Annotated in this window: 9 protein-coding genes and 2 pseudogenes; 3 read left to right on the top strand and 8 right to left on the bottom strand. The window is 66.0% G+C overall.

The features are described from left to right. The 3 genes from A5705_RS03335 to A5705_RS03325 form a co-directional block, all read right to left on the bottom strand. Nucleotides 1-801, bottom strand: an 801-nt coding sequence (locus tag A5705_RS03335; RefSeq protein WP_156763016.1) for a PE family protein, incomplete at its 3' end; no start/stop codon positions are given. Between the two features lie 282 nt (nucleotides 802-1,083). Further along, on the bottom strand, nucleotides 1,084-1,572 hold the full coding sequence (locus A5705_RS03330) for a glutathione peroxidase (protein WP_068275395.1): 489 nt from the start codon (nucleotides 1,570-1,572) through the stop codon (nucleotides 1,084-1,086). A 43-nt stretch (nucleotides 1,573-1,615) separates the two neighbouring features. Beyond that, the gene (locus tag A5705_RS03325; RefSeq protein ID WP_068275392.1) at nucleotides 1,616-2,599 is read right to left on the bottom strand and encodes a glycoside hydrolase family 6 protein; all 984 of its coding nucleotides are present in this window, start codon (nucleotides 2,597-2,599) and stop codon (nucleotides 1,616-1,618) included. An 87-nt stretch (nucleotides 2,600-2,686) separates the two neighbouring features. Between A5705_RS03325 and A5705_RS03320 the strand changes: the two genes are divergently transcribed. Next, the gene (locus tag A5705_RS03320; protein WP_068275385.1) at nucleotides 2,687-3,595 is read left to right on the top strand and encodes a YgcG family protein; all 909 of its coding nucleotides are present in this window, start codon (nucleotides 2,687-2,689) and stop codon (nucleotides 3,593-3,595) included. A gap of 13 nt (nucleotides 3,596-3,608) precedes the next feature. Here A5705_RS03320 and A5705_RS03315 read toward each other — a convergent pair whose 3' ends face one another. Beyond that, nucleotides 3,609-3,923, bottom strand: a complete 315-nt coding sequence (locus tag A5705_RS03315; RefSeq protein WP_082956276.1) for a DUF732 domain-containing protein — start codon at nucleotides 3,921-3,923, stop codon at nucleotides 3,609-3,611. 203 nt (nucleotides 3,924-4,126) lie between these two features. Continuing rightward, nucleotides 4,127-4,750, bottom strand: a complete 624-nt coding sequence (locus A5705_RS03310; protein WP_068275380.1) for a TetR/AcrR family transcriptional regulator — start codon at nucleotides 4,748-4,750, stop codon at nucleotides 4,127-4,129. Between the two features lie 62 nt (nucleotides 4,751-4,812). Here A5705_RS03310 and A5705_RS03305 point away from each other — a divergent pair, with 62 nt between their 5' ends. Next, a complete protein-coding gene (locus A5705_RS03305) occupies nucleotides 4,813-5,208 on the top strand; it encodes a hypothetical protein (protein ID WP_156763015.1) in 396 nt (131 codons plus the stop codon). Between the two features lie 289 nt (nucleotides 5,209-5,497). Then, nucleotides 5,498-6,907, top strand: a pseudogene (locus A5705_RS03300) (PE family protein); the annotation flags it as partial. Between the two features lie 346 nt (nucleotides 6,908-7,253). Here the strand turns inward: A5705_RS03300 and A5705_RS03295 are convergent. The 3 genes and pseudogenes from A5705_RS03295 to A5705_RS29115 all read right to left on the bottom strand — a co-directional run. Further along, nucleotides 7,254-8,501 carry an N-acetylmuramoyl-L-alanine amidase gene (locus A5705_RS03295; RefSeq protein ID WP_082956270.1) on the bottom strand — a complete coding sequence of 416 codons (1,248 nt, stop codon included), beginning with the start codon at nucleotides 8,499-8,501 and terminating at the stop codon, nucleotides 7,254-7,256. An 87-nt stretch (nucleotides 8,502-8,588) separates the two neighbouring features. Further along, nucleotides 8,589-21,764 carry a BTAD domain-containing putative transcriptional regulator gene (locus tag A5705_RS03290; RefSeq protein WP_068275373.1) on the bottom strand — a complete coding sequence of 4,392 codons (13,176 nt, stop codon included), beginning with the start codon at nucleotides 21,762-21,764 and terminating at the stop codon, nucleotides 8,589-8,591. A 769-nt stretch (nucleotides 21,765-22,533) separates the two neighbouring features. Then, a pseudogene (locus A5705_RS29115) lies at nucleotides 22,534-22,920 on the bottom strand (PE family protein); the annotation flags it as partial. Nucleotides 22,921-22,985 lie beyond the last annotated feature (65 nt).

Below are 22,985 nucleotides of genomic sequence, written 5' to 3'. Positions count from 1 at the left end.
CGTCCAGGCGCCGCTGTCGGTGGCCGCGGCCTCGGCGCCGCCGGGCGGCGTCGCACCCCCGGTGTCCCCGACTCCGCCGACGCCGCCTGTGCCGCCGCCGGCACCGACCAGCCCAGCGAGCAGGCCGCCGGCCCCGCCGGCCCCACCGGGTCCGCCGGTTCCCGATGATGCGAACCCGCCGGCGCCACCGATGCCGCCGGTGCCCAACAGCCATCCGGCGTGCCCGCCCGGACCACCGGCCCCGCCGCCGGTGCCGCCGGCACCGCCGGCCCCACCGGTGCCGATCAGCCCTGCGGGCCCACCCGCGCCGCCGCCGCTACCGGCCGCGCCCGAGGCGCCGGCCCCGCCATCGCCGAGCAACCACCCCCCGGCGCCCCCGTTGGCGCCAGTCCCGGGCGCCCCGTTGACGCCGTTGCCGACGAGTGGGCGTCCGGTCAACGCCAAGCTGTACGTGTTCGCCGCGGCCAGCAGGTTGTGCTCCACCGCCTGTAGCCCCGGCATCTGCAGCCACGATCCGTTCGTCGCCTCGGCGGCGGCGTATGTGCCCGCACCCACGTTCAACGCCCGAACAAACTGCTCCTGGAACGTCGAAGCCTGGGCGCCCATCGCGTGATAAGACTGCGCATAGTTGCCAAACAACCGCGCAATCGCGGCCGACACCTCATCGGCGGCCGCTGGCGCAATCCCCGTGGTCGACGGCGCCGCCGATGCGGCAGCCTCCTTGATCGCCTCGCCGATGGCCGTCAAATCCGCCGACGCCGCGGCCAAGGCTTGGGGTGCTGCGATCAGGAAAGTCGACATCTGCGGCTCCCATCAGCTCAACGGGGCGGCTCGGACCGATAACTTTATTTAAAGAACCGGGGAATGGGAAGCCAACACTTCTTTGTCATCGTCAATGACTGGATTGGATCAGATCTGCTTGGCTGTGGCGCCGCGGCTCAGACATTTAATCCGTTGCGACACAGGACCGTTGCGCATTGTCGGTGACGCGCTGAGCTTGGCCCATCATGGAATCCGACGGGTGCGGGGGAGAGCCGCGGGGCCGGCCGTTTGCTTCTCGTGGTCGACGCGACGGGAAGCCGCCTATCGGGGCAGTACGGCCTCGATGGCGCTGATGACCTCGGGCGCGTCCGGTTCGGTGCGCGGCCGAAATCGATTGGCCACCTCACCGTCGGGCGTGACCACGAATTTCTCGAAGTTCCACTGAATGTCGCCCGCCTTGCCATCGGAATCGACGGCCTTGGTCAGTTCGGCGTAGAGGGGATGGCGGTTGTCGCCGTTGACGTCGGTTTTCTCCAGCAATGGGAACGTGACCCCGTAGGTCGTCGAGCAGAACTGCCGGATCTCATCGGCCGTGCCGGGTTCCTGGCCCATGAACTGATTGCACGGGACGCCGACGACCGTCAGGCCGCGATCGGCGTAGTCGGTGGCCAGCTTCTCCAACGCCGTGTACTGCGGAGTCAGTCCGCACTTGGACGCGACGTTCACGATCAGCGTTGCGCCGTCAGACAATTCGGCCAGAGTGGTCGGCTTGCCATCGAGGGTGGTCAGGGCGATGTCTTTGAGGGTCACGCCGATGACGCTAACACTGCTCGCGTCGGTCGAACGCCTCGCCTTAGTGGCCGGCCGCGTGGGCCAGGTCGATGGCGTACTGACTCACGAAGGTGCCCGCCGGCGGGTCACCTTTGTCGCAGGTCCCGTCGGATTCACCCGGGCGTTTGATCCACAAATAGGCGTCGGCATGCGCGCCCGTGGTGGCGGTGGTGGGCGGGGTGCCCAGTCCGCGGCCGCTGGGGTTGCACCAGTTGAGCCCGGAGTCGGGTGCCGGTCCGGCGCCGTTGCGTGACGTGTCGATCACGTAGTGCGAACCGTTCGTGAGCCCGGAAATCGTCTCCCCGTAACCGATTTCGTCGCCGGTGGTGTAGAAGTTCGCGGTGTTGAGGCTGAAACCCCGCGCGCGGGCGACGTCGACGTTGTTGAGCCGGGCGGCCATGTCCTCGGCGCTGTGCCAGCGCAAGTGACCACCGTCGACGTAGACGGCCGTGCCCGGATTGCGCGTCAGCGTGTCGACCGCGTAGCGAATCAGGTCGTAGCGCTCTTGGCGCTGATCTGCCGACAGGCAGTCGGCCATGGCCAGCGCGTCGGGTTCGAGGACGATCGCCGTGCGCGTCGCGCCGACGCCGGATGCGATGCCGTCGATCCACGCGCGGTAGTCGTCGGCCGTCGCCATGCCACCCGCGGCGAAGCTGCCGCAGTCGCGGTGCGGGATCCCATAGATCGCCAGCACCGGAATGGTCCCCGCGGCCGCCGCATCGGCGGTGTACTTCCCGACCGTCCCGGCGGAAGAGCCCGGGACGATCCAGTAAGCCTGCGGCGTGTTGGCAATGGCGGTCAATTCGGGACTCGGCGGATCGGCATGCTGCGCGGCACGCATAGCCGCCGAATTCGGATTGACGTAGAAGGGCATGCCGGCCAACGGATTGGCGTCGTCGGCCAAGCGCACGGCCGGGTCGACGAGGGAGTTCGTCGCGACAACGGCCGCAACCGTGAGGAGAGGGGCGATCCAACGCGCGACTGCGCCAGCAGCTGAGAACGTCACCCAAGGGAAATTAGTTCATTCATCGCCAGTCGCCGACGGCAGGTGATGGTGCGCTCGGCTCGGCCGAAGGCGGGCTACATTACCCCTATGCGCGTTGTTCGCCGGTTCGGTGCGGTCCTGGCGATTCTCACGGCGGGGTTGCTGCTGGCAACCCCGGCCGGCGCGCAACCGCCGTCCAAAGTCACCGATCACATCACCGACAACACGGGAGCGTTGACGGACTCCGGCCGTGCGGCGGTCAGCTCGGCCATTGACCGGCTGTACCGCGACCGGCACATCCAACTGTGGGTGGTCTACGTCGACAACTTCTCCCGGTTCAAGCCCGAGAACTGGGCGAACCAAACCCGCAGCGCCAGCGGCATGGGCGACCACGACGCGCTGCTGGCCGTAGCCACGAACACCAAGTCGTACGTGTTCGACGTGCCGGGCCTCCCGGCGGCCGAGTTAAACGCCTTGCGCAGCAACCAAATCGAACCGGCGATCAACGCCAAAGAATGGAGCATCGCTGCGGTCGCCGCGGCCGACGGACTGGACAAATCGGCCCCCCCGGCAACCTCGTCGAAGCGCAACTGGGCGCCGATCGCGATCGCCGCCATCGTCGCGGTGGCCGTCATCGTTGTGCTGGTGGTGGTTCTCGTGCTCTATCGCGCGCGCCGCCGCCGGCGCGCCGCGCATCGCGATGGACCGGTGAGCATCGAGGGGAGCGATCGGTCGCTGGGGCAGGCATTGTCCACCGCGGAGGCCAGAGTGCGCCAGATCTCCGACTACGCCGCCAGGCATGGCGACAGCATCGGCGCGCAGGCCCAAGCCCGGCTCGAGGACGCCAAGCGGTATTTGGCGGCGGCGCACGGCACCCAAGCAACGAACGAGGCCGATGCAATCGCCTATGCCAACAGGGCATCGACTCTGGCCGCTCAGGCCCAAACGCAAGCTAACGCCGACGTGCTGGCGGCGCACCGCACCCCACGACGCCGAGGCACCGCATCCAAGCGATGATCGGTGGACGGCGTCATGTGCAAAGGATGGGGGCGTCGCACACGTTGCCGGGGCAGTAGGTGTTGTGTGCGGCGTTGACCAATGTTCCGACGTCGAGCAACGTCACGCCCCTGGCGTCCAAGTGGGCGTGAATGTCGTCCGCGATCTGTTGTGGCGTCCAGCCCCACGTGAGGTCGTAGCAGACGAGGTGCGCCTCGCCGATGAGGGCCTCTTCCGTCTTGGGCGGCCAACTGAGACCGACGGCACGCAGCTGCGCGAGGTAGGCGTCATCCTGGGGAGTGGTGGCGGTCGCGATCGCGGTGCTACTAACCAAGCCAGCGCCGGCCATGACGGGGATGGCGAGCATTGCCGGCCAGCGGGGTGAGGACATGTGACACGTCTCCTTTGTTCTATGCGTCGACGACGCCGTCAGTGTGCGGGTCCAATGCGGTAGGAATAGGAAGACAGGAACGTGAAGAATGGTAACTGTGTCGACGCAAATTTGAATTTTGCCGTTCGAGGTTGTGATTACAACGGAAGGCGCACGACGCGCTAACCCGTGCTTGGATACAGCACGCGTTCCCAGATCGTCGCCAGTGTCTCCACGAGCACGTGCATCTCCGCATCGGAGGTGCCAGGGGTCAGCGTCAACAGGCGATGGACGTTCATGGTCACCAATGCCGTTGCGGCTCCGTGGGAATCGGCGAGGCCGCTGTTCGAGGCGTCGATGATCGCCTCGGCGACCTCGACAACCGGGTCGATGAGGGCCGAACGGGCCGCGGCTACCTCGGGATCGTCCTCCGACGACCAGAACACCGCGCGCAGAATCGCCCCGTGCCGGCGGTAGGTGTGTGCCGCACTCAGCAGCGCCTCGCGTCCGGCCGCGACCGGATCCTCGGCCTGGCGCCATTGAGCAAGCGAGGCGTCCGTCTCAGCTCGCAGGGGTCGAACCAGCGCGCCGATCAGTTCGGCGCGGTCGCGGAAATATACATAGAAGGATTTGCGCGACAAGGTGGTTCGATCCATGATCGCCGCGACGCTGACCGTGTGAGCAGGCTGTTCGGTCAGTAAGCCGGACGCCGCCTCGAGGATTTCGCGGCGCGCCTCGGCCGGGGCGCGGCGGCGCCGCCGAGGAGGACCGGATCCTCGGTCACGAGCCACTCCCGTTACTGCCATGGTGGCAGTATAGTCGGTTGCGTTACTGCCGCCCCGGCAGAACGGAAATGAAGGAGTGTCCGATGAGATCTGGCTGGACGGGCGCGGCGAGCGCCCCGCGCTGGTATTGCGTGGTCGTTGCGTTGTTTCTCGGCGTGCGCGCGATCTCAACCCTGTTGGCGGGGGCAAGTTTTCGGCTGCCTGGAGATGGCTGGCGGTCGGTCTGGCAGCTGGCGGTGGTGGTTGTGCTCGCCGTCGGGATCGCATACCCCCGCGCCGCCTTCGCCGCGGCGGTGACCGTCGGGCTGATTTATGCATTGGCGACCGGGCTGGAGGCATTCCACGGCACCGACCTGCTGGGCGCGGTCCCCGTCGATACCCGCGACCGCGTCGTCCACCCACTGCTGGCCGGCCTCGCCCTGGTCTGCGTGCTGCTGGGCCGACGACGCGGCGCCTTTCTGCAGCCGTCGGATCGCTAGAACGTGGCCACGTAGGGCTCGGATCGAGTTGGCGCGCAGTGTCATTCGCGCGTGCCCGCGCACCCACTGCTTGCTGCGTCGAGTCAAAACACTTCCGTTTGGCATACAAACAAAATTGGGTTTTCACAGTTTGAACTCAGGGGACGCCTACGCCCGCCTCATCGAACGGGGGTTAAGTCAGACCGTTACTGGTATGCCGACTGAAACTTGGGATCGGTAGGGCGACCAAAACGAGACGATTCTGGTATCGGTGACCGTCGGGCGGTCGCCGCGTCGTTCGGAGGTCGGTATGTCATTTCTCATTGCGGTCCCTGAATACGTGACGGCGGCGGCTTCGGATTTGGCGAATATCGGTTCGAGCGTCACCGCCGCAAACGCCGAGGCGGCGGCCCCGACGTCGACGGTGGTGGCCGCGGCCGGTGACGAGGTGTCAGCCGCCATCGCGGCGATGTTTGGCGAGCATGCCCGCGCCTATCAAGCGCTAAGCGCTGAGGCGGCGGCGTTTCACGAGCAGTTTGTCGAGCTGCTGACCGCCGGCGCCAACTCCTACGCCGGCGCCGAGGCCGCCAATGCGAACCCTCTGCAGGGGCTCCTCAACGACATCAACGCCCCCTTCAGCACATTCCTCGGGAGGCCACTCATCGGAAACGGCGCCGACGGCACCCCCGGAACCGGCGCGAACGGGCAGAACGGAGGGTTGTTGTGGGGTAACGGCGGCGCCGGCGGTTCCGGCGGGCCCGGACAGAACGGCGGGAACGGCGGGAGTGGCGGGTTCTTGTTCGGCAACGGCGGCCGCGGCGGCGACGGCGGGAACGCTATTGGCGCTGGGGTGGCCGGCTTTGGCGGCAACGGCGGCAATGCCGTCGGACTCTTCGGTAACGGCGGCGGCGGCGGGACCGGCGGTGTCAGCGTCAATGGCGTCGGCGGCGACGGCGGCTTCGGCGGCAACGGCGGGTTCCTGCTCGGCAACGGCGGCATCGGCGGGACCGGGGGCAACGGCTTCGTCGCCGGCTGGGGCGCCGCCGGCGGCAACGGCAGCAGCCTGATCTACGGCCTGGGCGGCGCCGGCGGCGCCGGCGGGTCCAGCCTCAACTTCGCCAACGGGCTCGCGGGCGTCGGCGGCGACGGCGGCAGCGGCGGCGCACTCTTCAACCTCATCGGCACCGGGGCCGACGGCGGCACCGGCGGGGCGGCCGTCGGCGCGGGCAACATCGGGGGCCAGGGCGGCCAGGGCGGTGGGGGTGGCGGCATCCTCTTCGGCCTGGGCGGCCACGGCGGGGCCGGCGGAACCGCCCTGACCGCCGGCGGCACCGGCGGGCCCGGCGGATACGGCGGCGACAACGGCTACGTGTTCAGTGATGGTGCCGGCAGCATCTATGCCGGGGGTTCCCTGTTCGGCATCGGCGGAGCCGGTGGCGACGGCGGGGTGGCCCAGGCCGGTGGCCACGGCGGCACCGGCGGGCTCGGCGGTCTCGGCGGCCTGGTGTTCGGCCTCGGCGGCCACGGCGGCAACGGCTTTGGTGCGCCCGGCTTGGCGTTCGGGGGCAACGGCAGCCAGGGCGGCTACGGCGGACTTCTTTTCGGCATCGGCGGCGGCGGCGGCAACGGTGGCACCGGGGCGGTCCCGGGCGTTGGCGGACCCGGCGGCTTCGGCGCGTACTACTTCTTCGGCCCGAACGGGCCGAACGGGTTGCCGGGCTGACGCTTGTGTGAATTGAGTCTGCCACCCGCGCAGTAGTTGGGATTGAATGCCACTAGGAAACGAAAGCCATTCGAAGACAAGGGGTTCGGTCCTTCATGAGCGAGCGAGCCAAAGCCGCGGCGAGGCCGCCGCATTGGCCGGACAACAGCCGCGGGAGCCCCAAATCGCGATGGGCTACACCTCCACCCGCCCGCTGTCGGGCCATTGGCGTCCCGGTCGGTCTCGTCGAACATTGCACGACGGTTGACCAGGACACCTTCGCTCGTGAAGAGGTCGATCAGGAATACCCGCCGCGCGCTTCACTACCCTGAATGTGTGCTCGGAGAGGCGAACCTCTTCCCGGTCAAACTCGATTGCGCGCCGGTGAAAACCGCTCTAGCTGGACAGGTGGCCCGCCTGCTGACGGCGGCACCAGTTCAGCGGCACCGTCGATCACGCTTACGACTGACCGGCTGGCACGATTAAAGTTCAGGGTGCCGTGTTGGAAATTCTGGACGGCCCACTCGGGCTCGTCGATTTCGGCGCTCGTCGGCAATCCCAGTGCACTGTGTTCGTAGCCCAGGGTGCCCCACGCGGCGTAGATGGCGCCGGTGACGGGCTGGGCCCCGCTGGCCGGTGACCAGTAGATAGCTCCTTTCTCGAAGATGACGTATCGCGTGGCTCCCTCCCCTTGTGATTCCGGCGAGGTCGGTGCGCCGAGTGTGCTGTTCATGCCGCCCATCGCCTGCCACCGGTCATAGATGGCAGTGCCTTGCAGCGACTGCGCCAGATCCTGGGCGCTGGGGTGACTGTTGAACCGCGCGGCAATGTCGCGAATCTGGTTCATCAAGGCATATCCGAGGTGGCCGGGGCAATCGGTGTCACTGACGTCGCGGTGGGCAAAAACGCAGGGCAGGTTCACGGCGGCGCCTTGTGGGAAACGGGTGTAGGGGCCGCCGTCCGACGTCAACGCGACACTGCCGTGCGGGTCGATGCCATCCATGGACAGCCGCCACCCGAGCAGGCGCCCGACGGTGTGCACCTGAGCCGGCGTGGGGCCCACCGCGTCGAACTCGCCGATCATGCACACAGCCCACGTGTTGCGGTTGAACCCGCCAGTGTGGGTGCCCTGAACTGGTCTCGTCATGCCGCCGAATCGGCCTTCGAATACCTGACCGTATTTGTCGACCAGGGCGTTGTAGGCGATGTCCGGCCAACCCAGGGTGCGGGTGTGGTAGCCGTAGATCGACCGGACAATTGCCGCCGAATCCTGCTGCGCGTAATCATTTACGCCGGCGGTGTGGTGCACGACGGCTGCCTTGATTCCGTTGTCGTACACCGGTGCTCGCCTGCGGATTGACTCGTCGGCGCCCCACTGCGCGCGACTGATGATATTGAGCTCTTGCCCAGGTGTTTCGACCGCCGCAACCAAAGCCGGATCCGCCGCCGCGCTCGGGGGTTGGATCAGCCCTGATGCGGCGGTGCCCAAACCCAGCACAAGTGGGGCGGCCGCAACGTATTTGAGAACATGACGGCGTGAAACAGACGGTGGCGCTGAGCACCCGCACCAATTTGGCACGGCACCACGGTATCCCGCGGTAACAGTATTCATAAGGCGACCCGCCGCAGCCGAATACGTTTGAATTCAGCCCGTTCGGAAAGACTGGCGCCGGCATGATCTCGGCTAGTCTTTTGACGGTCACTTCTGCTGAGACTCGACGCTGAGTTCCTCGAACCTGGCCAAGGCCAAGTCGCGCTGGTTTGCGTCGAAGGCCTCCACACGCGTCACGCGACCGTCATCGAGCAGGATGAGCACGACAAGCGGAATCTCGATCGCCACGCCATCTTTCGAGGTGCCCCTCAAGACCTCGTAGTCGACAAGGCCCGTCGCCGACTGCGCAAGAACCTCGGCGAGTTCGATCCAATAGTCGGGCACGAGCGCCGCCAGCATCTCGATCGATGAAATGTGGTCGGCGATCGCCTGGGCTCCTGGACCGGACAGTTGCCGGTGGTTGACGAACGTGGCGCCGGCGATGCTGGTGGCGAACGCATCCCGGTCATGAAGGTTAATGATCTCGTTCAGCCGGCGAATTTCCTCAACGACCAGGGGATGCGTGACCTCTCCGGATGCGATCCAACGAGCCGTGAGTTCAGCGAACGCGTCGTTCATGTCGTCGGGATCGAAGCTCACGCATGCGTGCAGGAGGCCGTCCCGACTGACTTCCGTGACCTGCAACATCTCGACGATCGGTGCACCGGCGTCGTCGGGGTCGCCGTAATGCGCGCGGGTCAGCGAGAAACGCTGGCCCCTGATTGCGATGGTTTCCACCGTCAATCGGGAGCCGCTGGGCGTGGCCTCGAACATCGCCTGCATGTTCTTTCGCCTTGCGGGGCCTTCGAATTCGTCCCGCAGGCCTTTTCGCCGGTCCTCATAGCGCAGGTTAGCAGTCGTGAGGGCGAAGAACCCGTCCAAGTCGCGGCGGTTGAACGCGTCGGCCAGCCGCGACCAGATTCGCGTCGCGGCGTTCTCTTGCATGGGCCGTCGATCGAGCTCGTCGAAACGCGCAAGCGCGGTGTCGAGGTCTGCTTCGTCGAATAACTCGGCGCCACTGATGAGCTCGCCGTCGACAGTGAAGATATCGACTATCCGCCACTCGGCGTCCATCCCGTCTTGCGAGCTCCCATGCGAAACGTGCGTGACGACCGCCCCGAGGTCGCTCAGTCGATGCACAACCTCGATGTAGGTGGTCAGGTTCGGCGTGACGTCCCACGTCGCATGGAGAAATGCGGCCCAATCTCCCGCCTCGAACGGTGCGAGGGACCGATGATCGACCCGGACCCAGTCCGACGTTATTGCGGGGACCTCATGCCGATTGAGCGCAGCGAATGCTCGCATCAGGACGGACCACGTGTGCGCGTGAGCGGCCGCTTCGCCCTCGAGGTACCGGGCATCGAGTTCCGCGAACGCAGCGTCAATGTCGTTGGGATCGAATGTTATTAGCGTCGCGATCCGGTTGTCAGCGTCTGCCTCGACGATACTGAGCAGCTCGACGTCGAACTCGCCGTGCCGAAGATCGCGATTCAAGGAATAGACACGGGTGAGTGCGAGGCGCTCGCCGCGGGTCGCGATGACGGTCAACGTCACGCTCGCCTCAATCTCGTGGAGGACTCGCATGTTTGCGATCGCGAGGTCGCGACCGTGCCATACCCCGAGATTTACCACGTGCCGGCGGTCCGCGAAGAAACTGTTGTCCGCGACGATCTCGGCCATCGCGTCCCACTCGTGAGACTCGACACACGCGAAGAAGATTTCGGCCAGTCGGCTTGCGGAATTGTCCAATCGGCGGTTTGGTGGCTGCAATCCGTCAAAGCGGGTGAGTGCGGCGTCCAGGTCCCGCTCGTCGAAGATCTCGCAGCGGCCGAGGAAGTCGCCCTCGACGGTGAACAGGGCGATCATCCGCAACTCCGCGTCAGAGCCCTCTTGCCAGGTCCCCTTAACCACCTGTGTGACGACGGCTCCGAGTTCGGTCAGCCGGTGCACAGCTTCGATATAGACGCAGACCTCCGAAGTGAGGTCCAACATGGCACGAACAGATGCGGCGAGATCGACCCCCTCGACCGAGACGAGCGGTCGATGATCGATGTAAACCGGAGCCTGGGTCGTCGGCGCGGGAAGTTCGTGCCGATTTACGCTGGGATAGGCCCCTGAAATCACCGACCAGGTATGCGCGTGGGCCGCCGCTTCGCCGGAGCGGTACCGCGCGTCGAGTTCCTCGAAGGCGGCGTCAATGTCGTTGGCGTCGAGGAAGACGCCCGCCGTAATTCGGTGGTCAGCGTCGATCTCGAGGATGTAGAGCAGCTCGCTGAGGAATTCTCCGGCGCCCAGGTCGACGTTCGCCGAACAGATACGAGTTAGGGCTAGGCGCGCCCCGCGCGTTGCGATCACAACAACCGTCATATTCGCTCCGAACTCGGCGACCGCTCGCATGTTCTCGATATGGACACCTCGACCGTGTAGGACCCCGGCGTTTACGACCTCACGGCGATCGTCCGTTGAGATGTCGTCGGCGAGTAACTGGGCCATCGCGGCCCAGTCGCGAGCCGCATAGCAGCTGAAAAAGTGTTCGTTCACTTGGCTTGCCGCGTTCTTGAGCCGCGCCGCCTGCCGGCGCAGTTCCTCAAAACGGGCGAGCGCGGCATCGAGGTCCGTCTCGTCGAAAAGCTCGAATCGGCAGACCAGATCGCCGTCAAATGCGAAAAGGCCGATCTCGCGCCACTCGGCATCGAAGCCCTCCTGTGAGGTGCCAGTCATCACCTCTGTGACGACCGCCCCGGAGTTGCTCAGCCGATGCACAGCTTCGATGTGACCCTTGAGGTTGGGGACGACGTCAAAGCTGGCGCGTAGAAAAGGGATCACGTCGTCGGGCGAGAACGCTCTGCCACGGCGATGATCGATGTTGACGCAGTCCTTCGTCGTCCGAGGGAATTCATGCCGGTTGTACACGGTTTGGACCTGCGTCATGGCCGTCCACGTCTGCGAGTAAGCAGCTGCTTCACCCGCGAGGTACCGGGCGTCGAGTTCTTCGAACGCGGCGTCGATGTCGTCGATATCGAACCCGATCCGCGCCACAATGCGATTGCCAGCTCCAATCTCGACGATGTTGAGCACATCGGCGCTGACCTCTTCCGGCCGCAATCCGTGGGTGATCACGCGAACATGAGTGAGGGCGAGGCGTTCCCCGCGAGTGGCGAGGACGGTTGACCCGATGCCCTGAGTGCTCATTTCGGCGACGGCTCGCATTTCCGCGATGTGGTCGTCCCGACCGTGTCGGAGGCCGGCGTTGACGACTCGACGCCGATCGTCTGTGCAGAGGTCATCGGTGAGGATCTCTGCCATGGCATCCCAGTCGCGGGCCGCGTAGCAATTCCAAAAGCGTTCGTCTACTCGGGTCGCCGCGTTTTCAAGCCGCCGCGACTCTGGTCGCAGCTCCTCAAATCTTGCGAGCGCGGCGTCGAGGTCCTCTTCCTCGTACACCTCCAAGCGCGGCGCTTCGGAGTCGAAGAGAAGGATGCGACGCCATTGCAATTTGTTGCCATGCTTATCGGTGCCTTCGATAACGAACGTGACAACAGTGCCGCGGCTGTCGAGAGCGTGCGCACATGTCACCCGATAGTGAGCGTCAGGCACGAGCTCCCACAGCTCCTCGACCCCTCGGCCGAAGTCCTCGCCCGATGCGAAGGGGACCCGTCGATGATCGACGTACGTGAGTTGCCTCATCCTGGGTCCCGGCTCATGGCGGTTTAGCTCCGCGACCGTGTCCATTCCGGATTTCCACACGCGCGCATACGGGGCCGCTTCGCCGGCGAGGTATCGACGATCGAGTTCCTCGAAGGCTGCATCAAGGCCGTCGACGTCGAAGAAGACCGCTGCGAAGATTCGCTGGTCGGAGTTAATTTCAAGGACGCAGACCGTTTCGAGAACAAATGCATCAGACGCGTGATCGCGCGCGGAGAAGCGGAGATGCATCAGGGCAAGGTTTGCCCCTCGGATCGCGATCGTGGTCGTCGTCACCGTCGTGCTGAAGAGGTCGGCGATCGTCCGCATGTCCGCCATCTGGGCGCCTCGACCATTTCGGACTCCTACGCCTACCACCCGACGCCGATCGTCGTTGGAGAAGTCGTCGGCCAGTAGCTCAGCCATGGCGTCCCAGTCAGCCGCTGCGAAACGCGCCAGAAAGCGCTCGCCGATCTGGCTTGCCGTGTTTTCAAGTAGTGGTTCCTGCCGTTGCGGCTCCTCGAATCGGGCGATGGCGGCGTCGACATCGCTGTCTTCGTAGATCTCCAATCGCGGCTCGTCGGGATCGAGGAAAAAAGCGCGGCCCCATTGCAATTCATTCCCATGCGTGTCGGTGCCTTCGATGACCAGGCTGGCAACGACGCCGCGGGCGTCCAGAGCGTGTACAGCCCGCACCCAGTAGCGCGCATCAGGAACGAGAAGCCACAGCTCCTCGACCGCACGCCCATAGTCCCCGTCTGCGAACGGGACTCGCCGATGATCGGTGTAGGCCAGTCGCTTGATCATCGGACCCGATTCGTGGCGGTTGAGCTCGCGCACGATGTCCAAGGTGCTTTGCCAGACGCGTGTATGCGGTGCCGCTTCGGCGGCGAGGTATCGACGATCAAGCTCCTCGAATGCAGCGTCGTTGTCGTCGATGTCGAACACGACACTCGTCGCGATTCGCCCCTCGTCGTTAACCTCGATGATGACGAGCGCCTCAGCGGAGAAGGCTGCAGGTGGCTGGCCTTTTGCCGTGAAAACCATAGTGAAAAGTGCAAGATAGGTTCCGCGGGTGGCAATTACCGTCGACTTCACCTGTCGGAGCCAGACTTCAGCCGTGGCTCGCCAGTTCACCATCTCGACATCTCGACCGCGTCGGATACCGTCGTTTACGACCCGACGACGATCGTATGTGCACACGTCGGCGGCGAGTAATGACTCCATAGCTTCCCAGTTACGGACCGCGAAGTGCGCCAGAAAGCACTCGCCGACTTGGCTTGCCGTGTTCTCCAAAGGTGGTATTGGTGGGTGCAGCTCCTCGAACCGCGCGATGGCGGTGTCGAGGTCCGCTTCGTCGAAAATCTCACAGCGGTTGATGAGATCGCGTTCGACAGTCATGACTTCGATTCCGTGCCACTCGGCACCGTAGCCGTCTTCCGAGACACCATCCGCCGTGTGGGTGCAGACAGCTCCGAGATCCGTCAATCGATGCACGGCGATGATGCGGAAGGTGATGTCGGGCACCAGCTTCCACAGCGACAGGAGGGATGCATTCAGCCCGCCCTCCTCAATTATCGTGGGCCGTCGGTGATCGACGTTTGCCCAATCCGGCGTCGTTGCAAAAAGCTCGTGCCGGTTCATCGCGGCATAAGCCGCCGAAACAATCGACCATGTATGCGCGTGGGCGGCGGCTTCGCCGGCGAGGTACCGCGCGTCGAGTTCCGCGAAGGCGGCGTCGATGTCGTCTGGGTCGTAAGCCACGCGTGCCAGGATCCGCTTGTCGGCAGAGGTTTCGACGATAACGAGCATTTCGATGCGGAACTCGCCAGCCTGGTTGTCCTCGCCCGAGACACACGTCCGGCACAGGACAAGGCGTTCGCCTCGAGTCGCGAGGACCGTCGCAACACTTCTCCTCGCCCCAATGTCGGCGAAGGCCCGCATGTTCGCTATCTCGACATCCCGACCGCGTCGGATTTCCGCATTGACGACTCGTCGATGGTCGTCGACAGACGTGTCTGAGGTCAGCAGTTCCGACATCGCGACCCAGTCGCGCGCGGCGAAGTACGTCCGGAAGCGCTCGTAGGCCTGGCTCGCCGCGTTTTCTAAGCGCCTTATCTGCGAGCTCAATTCTTCGAAGCGCGCGAGAGCGGCATCTAAGTCTGCCGCGTCGAATATCTCGCAGCGGTTGAGCAATCCACCTTCCACCATCCCGACGGTGATCACCCGCCATTCGGCGTCGAAGCCCTCTTGTGACGTCTCGTGCGACGTGTTGGTAATTACCGCTCCAAGATCATTCAGCCGATGCACAGCTGTGATGGAGTGGCTCAGATCGGTGGTGAAATTCCATGCGGCATCGAGTAACGCGGGCATTTCACCGAAGCCAAACGAGGTGCCTCGGCGGTGGTCGATGTTCACCCAATCTGGCGTCGTAGGAGGCAGTTCGCGCCGATTGAGCGCGGCGTAGGCCCGCGTAATGACGGACCAAACGCGTGCGTGCGGGGCAGCTTCGCCATTGAGGTAGCGCGCGTCGAGTTCGGCGATGGCGGCGTCGAAGTCCTCGAGATCAAAAACGACGACCGCCGCGAACCGCTCGTCGGCGTCGATCTCGACGACGTTGAGCGCCTCGTTTTCGATCGCTCCGGGGCCTTGGCCGGATCCGCGGACGTGCGTAAGGGCGAGGCGCTCGCCGCGGGTCGCCACGACGCCCACCATCGTTAACCTGAAGCCGACGTCCGTGAGCGCACGCAAATCGTCGACTGCATCTGGAGCATGCCGGATTCCGGCGTTCACCACCCGCCGGCGATCGTCGGTGTAGGAGTGGTCGCCCACCGTGGCAGCGATGGCCTCCCAGTCACGGGCTGCGAGATGCGACTGGTAGCGCTCGAATACGCGCGTTGCCGCATTTTCGAGCCGTGGCGCCGGCCGGCTCAATTGATCGAACCTCGCGATCGCGGCGTCGACATCTTCCTCGTCGAACATTTCGCCCCGGTTGATCACTGCGCCGTCGACTGTTACGAGTGTGACCTCGCGCCACTCGGCGTCGAAGCCCTGTGTTGAAGCGCCATGCGATGCGTGGGTGACGACGGCTCCCAGGTTGCTCAGCCGGTGCACGGCCTCGACGTAAATTCTGGCGTTCGGCGTCAAGTCCCACGTCGCGCGGATATACGGGGCTAAATCACCGGGCGCGAATGCTCGCCCTCGCCGGTGGTCGATACTCGCTCCGGTCGCAGCGGTCGGGGGAAGTTCGTGTCGGTTAAGCGCGGCGTAGCCATCCCTGATCACCGACCACGTGCGCGCGTGGGCGGCCGCTTCGCCGGCGAGGTATCGCGCATCGAGTTCCTCGAAGGCGGCGTCAATGTCGTCGAGGTCGAATGATATTGCCGCGACGATCAGCTCGTCGTCGTTGATCTCGCCGACGACCAGCGCATCGGTGTGGAACGCGTCGGACTGTTGATCGTTGTCCGAATGGCGAACACGCATGAGGACAAGGCGCTCCCCACGGATTGCTATGACGGTCGGCGTAACATTCGTGATCCACACTTCGGCGATAGCCCGCAAGTCCACGATCTGGGCTTCTCGACCATGCCGGACTCCCGCTCCCACCACCCGACGGCGATCATCGAGGTTGTAGATGTCGGCCAGTAGCTTGGCCATCGCGTCCCAGTCGCCTGTCGAGAAGTGCGCCAGAAAACACTCTGCCACTTGGCTGGCCGCGTTTTTCAGCCGTGGCGCCGGCCGGCTCAGTTGATCGAACCTCGCGATCGCGGCGTCGAGGTCTGCCTCCTCGAATACCTCGTAGCGGCTGCCCGCGTCACCGCTGGCGGTTAAAAGCGCAACCTCTCGCCACTCGGCATCGAAGCCCTCGCGTGAGGTCCCGCGTCCAGTGTGTGTGACGACTAGTCCGAGATCACTCAGCCGATGCACGGCCTCGATGTAGAAATGCATGCCTTGGTCGAGATCCCAGCCGGCACGGAGATATTCGATTAACTCACCTGGTGCGAAAGCTGTACCTCGCCGATGGTCGATGCTGGCGAAGTTCGGTGTCAGGGCGGGGAGTTCGCGCCGGTTGATTGCGGCGTAGGCCTCGAGCGCGGCGGCCCAGATGTGAGAATGGGCGGCTGCTTCGCCAGCGAGGTATCGGGCATCAAGTTCGGTGATTGCGGCCCCGAAGTCGTCGAGGTCGAATGTGACCCAGGCCGCGATCTTTTTGTCGGCGTCGATCTCGATTAGCCACAACAGGTCGACGTGGAAGCCCTCGTCTTCCCCTTCGCTACGCGATAATCGCAGACTTGTGAGGACAAGTCGCTCCCCACGGGTCGCAATGACATCTGATGTCGCGTTCGCGACCCCTAGGTCCGCGGCCGACCGGAAATCTTTGAGTTCAGCATCGCGGTCCTGCCGGACGCCGGCATTCACGACCCTACGACGATCGTCGGTTGAAATATTGCCGGCCAAAGTTCTGGCGAACAGGTCCCAGTCGCGGGTTGTAAAACACGTCAGCAAGCGTTCAGTGACTTGGCTCGCTGCGTTTTCCAGCCGTCGCGCCGGACGGCTCAGTAGATCGAACCGAGCCATAGCGGCGTCGATGTCGGCCTCATCGAATACCTCGCAGCGGTTGATCAGGTCGCGGTCGACCGTGAACACAGCGATCCCTCGCCACTCCGCGTTGAAGCCACCTTGCGTGGTCTCGCGTGCCGCGTAAGTGATGACTGCTCCGGGGCCGTTCAGCCGGTGCACCTTCTCGACGTAGATTTTGATGTCTGGGTCGAGGTCCAAGCCGGCACGAATGTATGCGTTCAAATCACCCGGCCCGAACCCTGTCTCCTGCCGGTGATCGAGGTTCACACAGTCCGGCGTGGTCAGCGGCGGCTCGCGCCGGTTGAGCGCCGCATAACTACCCGCGATGATTGACCACGTTTGCTCGTCCGCGGCAGCTTCGCCGGCGAGGTAACGCGCGTCGAGTTCGGCAATGGCAGCGTCGAAGTCGTCGATGTCGAACAGGGTTTGTGCGACCATCACCCCGCCGTCGTCGACCTCGGTAATCTGCAGTATGTCGACTTTGAACGCGTCGGGTTGTGGGTCGCGTAGCTCGAATCTCATGTGGCTGAGGCTGAGACGGTCACCCCTCAGGGCAAGAGGCGTCATCGCAATTTTGACGTCCCCTGACGCCGCAATCGCGCGGACGTTGCTCATCTGTGTGGCCCGGCCGGTGCCTAAGCGGCGCAGTCCTTGCCGCCGGTCTTCATGTCGCATGTTGTCGGCATAGAGCGCGGAGAGTTCATCCCAACGGCTCTCGACAAACAGTGCGAACGCTCGGTCATCGGTACGAGTCGCGGCGTTCTCCAGCCGATGCGCGGGTGGGTGCTGTTGCTCGAATCGAGCTTGCTGCGCGTCGAGTTCGGCGAGCGCGGCGTCGATGTCGTCGAGGTCGAACCACACCTGCAGCGCTGCTCGACCTTCCTCGTCGATGCCGTACAGGCTCAGGAATTCGTCATACGGCGCTCCGGGGCTTACATCGGCGCCGCCCACCTTCAGTCGAGAGAGAGCCAGGCGCTCGCCCCGCACCGCGATCACCACTTGGTTCATCCGCATGTCGCCCGCCTCGACAATGGGCCTGTTCGCTCGCACCCAGTCCGATGACAAGTCGGTCTGCGTGAATCCGACTATCTTCCGGCGACTCTCGATAAGTGCGTGGACTGAAAACAGCTGTTCGATTTCGTCCCAATCCTGGCGATTAATCGCAGCGAGAACGCGCTCACCCGTCCGCACGCATGCGTTGTCGAGTTCCACGGCGGGGGCTTCAGGGGCCGTCGCGGCGGAAGGCGCGGCGCGCTTACCGAGATTGCTGCGCGCCCTTTCCGCAAGTGCCGCAGCGCCTTTTCGCTCGTACAAACCGACCGCCCGCTCGGCTGCGGCCCGCGCTCCGGCGACATCACCGGCGGCTCCCAGAACCGTTGCCAGCGTGGCACATGCGTCGCCGTGGTCAACCAAGGCGTCCGTGCGTTCGGCCAGGCTGACGGCGTCCTCGGCGACCCGCCGAGCCGTGCCGTGATCGCCAGCACGCGACAGCAGCTGCGCCCGCAGCGTGCGCCAGGCGATCGACGGCTTGAGCGCGTGTCCGGCGAGACACTCGCTCTCGGCGCACAATTCGTCGGCCTCGGCATTCCGGTCGAGCGCCAGGCACGCACGGCCCAGCAGCGCGGCGGTCTCGGCGGTGTCGGCGTCGAGGCCCATGCGTCGAAATCCGTTGTAAGCCTTGCGCAGATGCGGCTCGGCCGCGGCGGGTTCATCGACGACCAGCTCGACGATGCCGGCGAACTGCTCGACCTCGAGCAGGGCGTGACGCAGGCCGAGCTCGGTGACGGTGCGCCGGGCCGAGTCGATCATCCGCCGGGCGGCCGCGGCGCGGCCGCGGAACGCCTCCAGCACGGCCTGGCATCGTGTCGATGTCGCCTCGACCGCGGGCGAATCGGTGGTGATTCGCAGCAGCCGCACCACGTCAAGGCACCGACCGCCGGCGCGCGGAACCGGATTGGGTCCCCACAGCGCCGCGAGGGGAGCGTTGGCCAGCACGTTGTTCACCCGTCGGTGTTCGCGCGCGCGCCGGGCCGCGGTCAGGGCGTCGTCCAGCGCGACCTCGCAGTCGCCGATCCGTCCGAGTCGGGCGAGGCACCCTGCGCGGACGGTGTGGGCCTTGGCTTCGCCTGCGGCATCGTCCAATTCGGCCAGCTTCGCAGCCGCCGCGCTCAGCGCGGCTTCGGCCTCGTCCAACCGCTCAGGGTGGATCAGCATCGACAGCTGTCCGTCGAAGCACGTGGCCCATGCCGCCAGCCGCGCCGAATCGACTGTGGTTCCTTGCAATTGCGAGACCGCACCGGCGGCCGCGGCCACGTCGCCGGCGGCGAGCAGGGCCTCACACCGTGCGACCAGCAGCTCGGCGGCCTGGTCGTCGCGGTCGGGCAGCTCGTCGTCGATCTCTTCCAGCGCGTGCAGGGCATGGTCGTAGAGGTCGGCGGCACCCTCGTAGGCGAGTCGTGTCATCGCCTGGTCGGCGGCGCGGCGGCAGTACTCGACCGCCTTGGCCGCGTTTCCCGCCCACGCGCATTCGAAGTAATGATGGGCCAACTCGGCCAGCAGCTCGTCATCGGCGCCGGGCTGGCTCTCCAGCGTGGTGGCGATGCGCTGGTGCAGCCGCATGCGCCGCACCGACGGCAGCTCGGCGAGCAGCGACTGCCGGACCAGGGCGTGGTTGAATCGGTAGCGGCCGCCGGGCTCCTCGATGACGATGCCGGCCTTGCACGCCTCGTCGAACGCGTCGACCAGGTCGTCGCCGACCACGCGTTCGACCAGTTCCAGGTCGAACCTGCTGCCGACCACCGCGGCCGCGGCCAGGGCCTTGTTCGTCTCGGGCAAAAGCCTTGTGAGGCGGCGGGTTACGGCCTCGCGCACGCCCTGCGGCAGGGTGCTCTGATCCCAGCGGCCGCCGCTTTCATCGACGTGACGCAAGGCCTCGATGAGGAAGAACGGGTTGCCGCCGGTGACCGACGCCAACGCGCGGGCCAGCTCTTCGTCGTGGTAGCCGGCCTCGGCGACGTAGGCGGTCACGTCGTCCTCGTCTAAACCGCTGAGCTGTATCCGATTGCCGCTGCCGTCGCGGTGCAGGTCGGCGAGCATCGCGGCAAGGGGATGGGAGCGGTCCAGATCGGTGCTGCGGTAGGTGCCGATGATCTGCACGCGCGCCTGCTCGCCGAAGCGCAGCAGGTGCCGGAGCAACAACAGCGTCGGCTTGGCGGCCCAGTGCAGGTCGTCCAGTATCAACACGACGGGCGCGCTCGCCGAGGCGACCACCAGCACGGCAACGACGGCGTCGAACAGCGCGTAGCGTTCGGTGTCCGGGTCGGCGCGGGTCGGCGGGGCAAGATCGGGCAGGAAGTCGATCAGCCCGGGGACCAGGGCGAGCAATGCTTCCACGCCACGCAGCCCGCGCAGCCCCCCGGCGCCGAGGCAGGGCACGAGCGCGCGCAGCGCCTCCGCGAACGGCTGGTACGGCGCGCCGAGGTCCTCGTCGCAGCGGCCGTAAATCACCAGGGCGCCTTGGTCGTACGCCTGCAGGGACCATTCGCCGGCCAGCCGCGTCTTGCCGACACCCGGTTCACCGGCGATCAATATCGCGTTGGTGCCGCCGGCGAGCGCCGTCTGCCACGCGGAAAAGAGCCGCTGCAGTTCGTTCCCGCGTCCGACGAACGGCCCGGGTCCCGAAAGCACGGCGGGCAGGGCCGGGCGTTGCATCGGCGCATCGGGGGAGACCGACTGCGGCTGGTCGTCGGCGGTATCCAGGCGGAGCTCGAAGACGTGCTCCGGGCGAGCGAGGTTGCGCAGCTCGCGCTTTCCCAGGTCGGCAAGCGCAACGTGGTCCGGCAGTGAGTCGATGACGAGTTCGGCGGTCGCGCCCGAGCACAGGATCTGGCCACCCGTGGCCAGCGACCGCAGGCGCGCGGCGCGGTTGACCGCCCGGCCGAAGTAATCGCCGTCGCGGAGCTCGGCCTCCCCGGTGTGCAACGCCACCCGGACGCGCATCGGCTCCGAAAGCGCCCACGGCTCATGGTCAATCGCATCTTGCAGTTCGATCGCCGCGGCGGCCGCCGCCGACGGCCGATCGAACACGGAGAACGTGGCGTCGCCCTCGCCGCGGGTCTTGATCAACCGCCCTCCGCGCGAGGTGACGACCTGTTCGACGAGCTCGTCGTGGCGGGCGAGCGCCGCCGCCATGGCGCCGGCGTCCGCCTCCCACGCGGCCGTCGACCCTTCGATGTCGGTGAGCAGGAAGGTCACGGCGCGGGTCACCGGCGAAACACGTTGTGTAGCAGGGACTTCCAACGCGACATCCTGCGCGACAATCAGAGTCTCGAGCCGGCGAAGGTTCGGCCCGGGGTCGACGCCCAGTTCGTCGGCGAGCAACGCGCGCGCCCGTTGATAGGCGCCTAGGGCCTCGCCCTGCCTGCCGGCCCGGTAGAGCGCGAGCATCAGCTGGCCCCAACGCCTTTCGCGCAGCGGCGCGTCGGCCACTGCGGCCTCGAGCTCGCCGACGATCTCGGCGGCGCGGCCCGTCGCGAGCAGCGCATCGGCCCGGTCCTCCACCAGCGCGGCATGGGCCTCGATCCACCGCGTCTTCTCCGGCGTTCCCCGCCGGCCGCCGGGCAGTTCGGGAATCCCGCGCCACAGCGCAAGCGCCTCGTCGAAGCAGACCACCGCCCGCCTGTCGTCCCCGGCGGCGGCGGCGTCGCGGCCCGACCGCGCGGCCGCTTTGTAGCGCGCGGCGTCAACCTCGGTCTCGGCCAGCGCCCAGCCGGCCCCCTGCGTCAAGACGAAGCCGTCGCCGAGCGTGCGGCGCAGCAACGAGATGTGGGTTTGCAGGGCCTTGGCCGCGGTGCGCGGCGGGTCGTCGCCCCAGAGCAGCTCGACGAGCGAGTCGGCCGACACCACGGAACCGTCGTGCAGCCCGAGCATGATGAGGATCGCGCGGGGCTTGGCGCCCGGAATCGCGACCGGCAGGCCAGCCTGCCGGACTCGCAGAGGCCCCAAAACCTCCAGCTCCACCCGATGAAGCGTAGTCACGTTGGCAATCGTGGGGGAGGGGATTCAACAAGCGGTCAAGGTCGAGTAAAGATGAGTTTTACCTGCAATTCTGCGAGCCGGCGGGTTGAGGGCCCACCGAGATAACCGCCCGGCCAGCAACAACCCCTCTTCACAGCAGCGGGCCCAGCAGGTTCGCCCGGGCCGGCCACAGCAGCACCGGGTCCGTCCAGGCCGGCCACAGCAGGGCCGGGTTTGCCCCCGGCGGCGGCCAGTTGTTGTCGTTGGCGTAGGCCCACACTTCCCACGGGTTGTCGTAATAGGCGGCCGTCTCGACCAGGCTGAACCAATCTTGGCCGGGGTGGAGCAACCAGTAACCAGTCCCCACGACGTAGCCGCCGACCAGCCAGCCGGCGTAGCTGGTGGAGAACAGCGGGCCGAAGAGCCTGTTCTGCCAGACGTGTACCTCTTCGTGATTGACCATCACGTCGGTGGCGCCCGGGCCTGTCCCGAGGTTGGTGGTGACGTTGCCCGTCGTGGTGGTAAAGCCCGGCAACCCGATGCCGCCGCGGTACACGTGGGAACCGACAAGCGCGCTGAGCGCGGGATCGTAGTTGGAGTTGGGATAGAACGCGTTGACGATCTGCACCCCGTAGCCCAGCGCCGTGCCCGGTGAGCCCCAGGTGTAGTCCAGCAGGAAGGCCGCCCAGCCGCGCCAGTCGCGAAAGTTGTAGATGCCCAGTTCGCGCTGGACGAGCAGGTTCGCGTCGCTGGCCGCCGCGTCCAAAACGCCCGTCCCTGTGGCACTTGCGGTGCCGATCAGCGGACGGCCCAACAACGCCTCGGTGGGTGGGTTGACGGCGGCGAGCACATCCTGCTGCACCTGCAGCAGCAACCCGTTCGTCTGCTCGGCCGCCGCATACGAACCCGCCGCCGAGCTCAGGGCCTGCAGAAACTGTTGGCCGAACGCGCTGGCCCGAGTGCTGAGCGCCTGATACTCCCGGCCGTAGGAGGCGAAAAGCGCCGCCACGGCCTGCGACACCTCATCGGCGGCGGCCGCCGCGATCCCGCCGGTCGGAAGGGCGGCCGCCAGATGCGCCGCGGTCAGCGCCGAACCGATGCTCTCCACATCCGCGGCGGCGGCCGCCAATGACTGAGGGGCCGCCACCAGAAGAGACACGCGTGCAGCGTATGCGTGGCTCGTGGCGGCGGGCGCCTTTTCCGGATCGTGTCGGAGGCCCAAAC

This window comes from Mycobacterium sp. E787 (assembly GCF_001668725.1).
Taxonomy (GTDB): Bacteria; Actinomycetota; Actinomycetes; order Mycobacteriales; family Mycobacteriaceae; genus Mycobacterium.
This window is presented reverse-complemented; position numbering and strand designations above follow the sequence as displayed.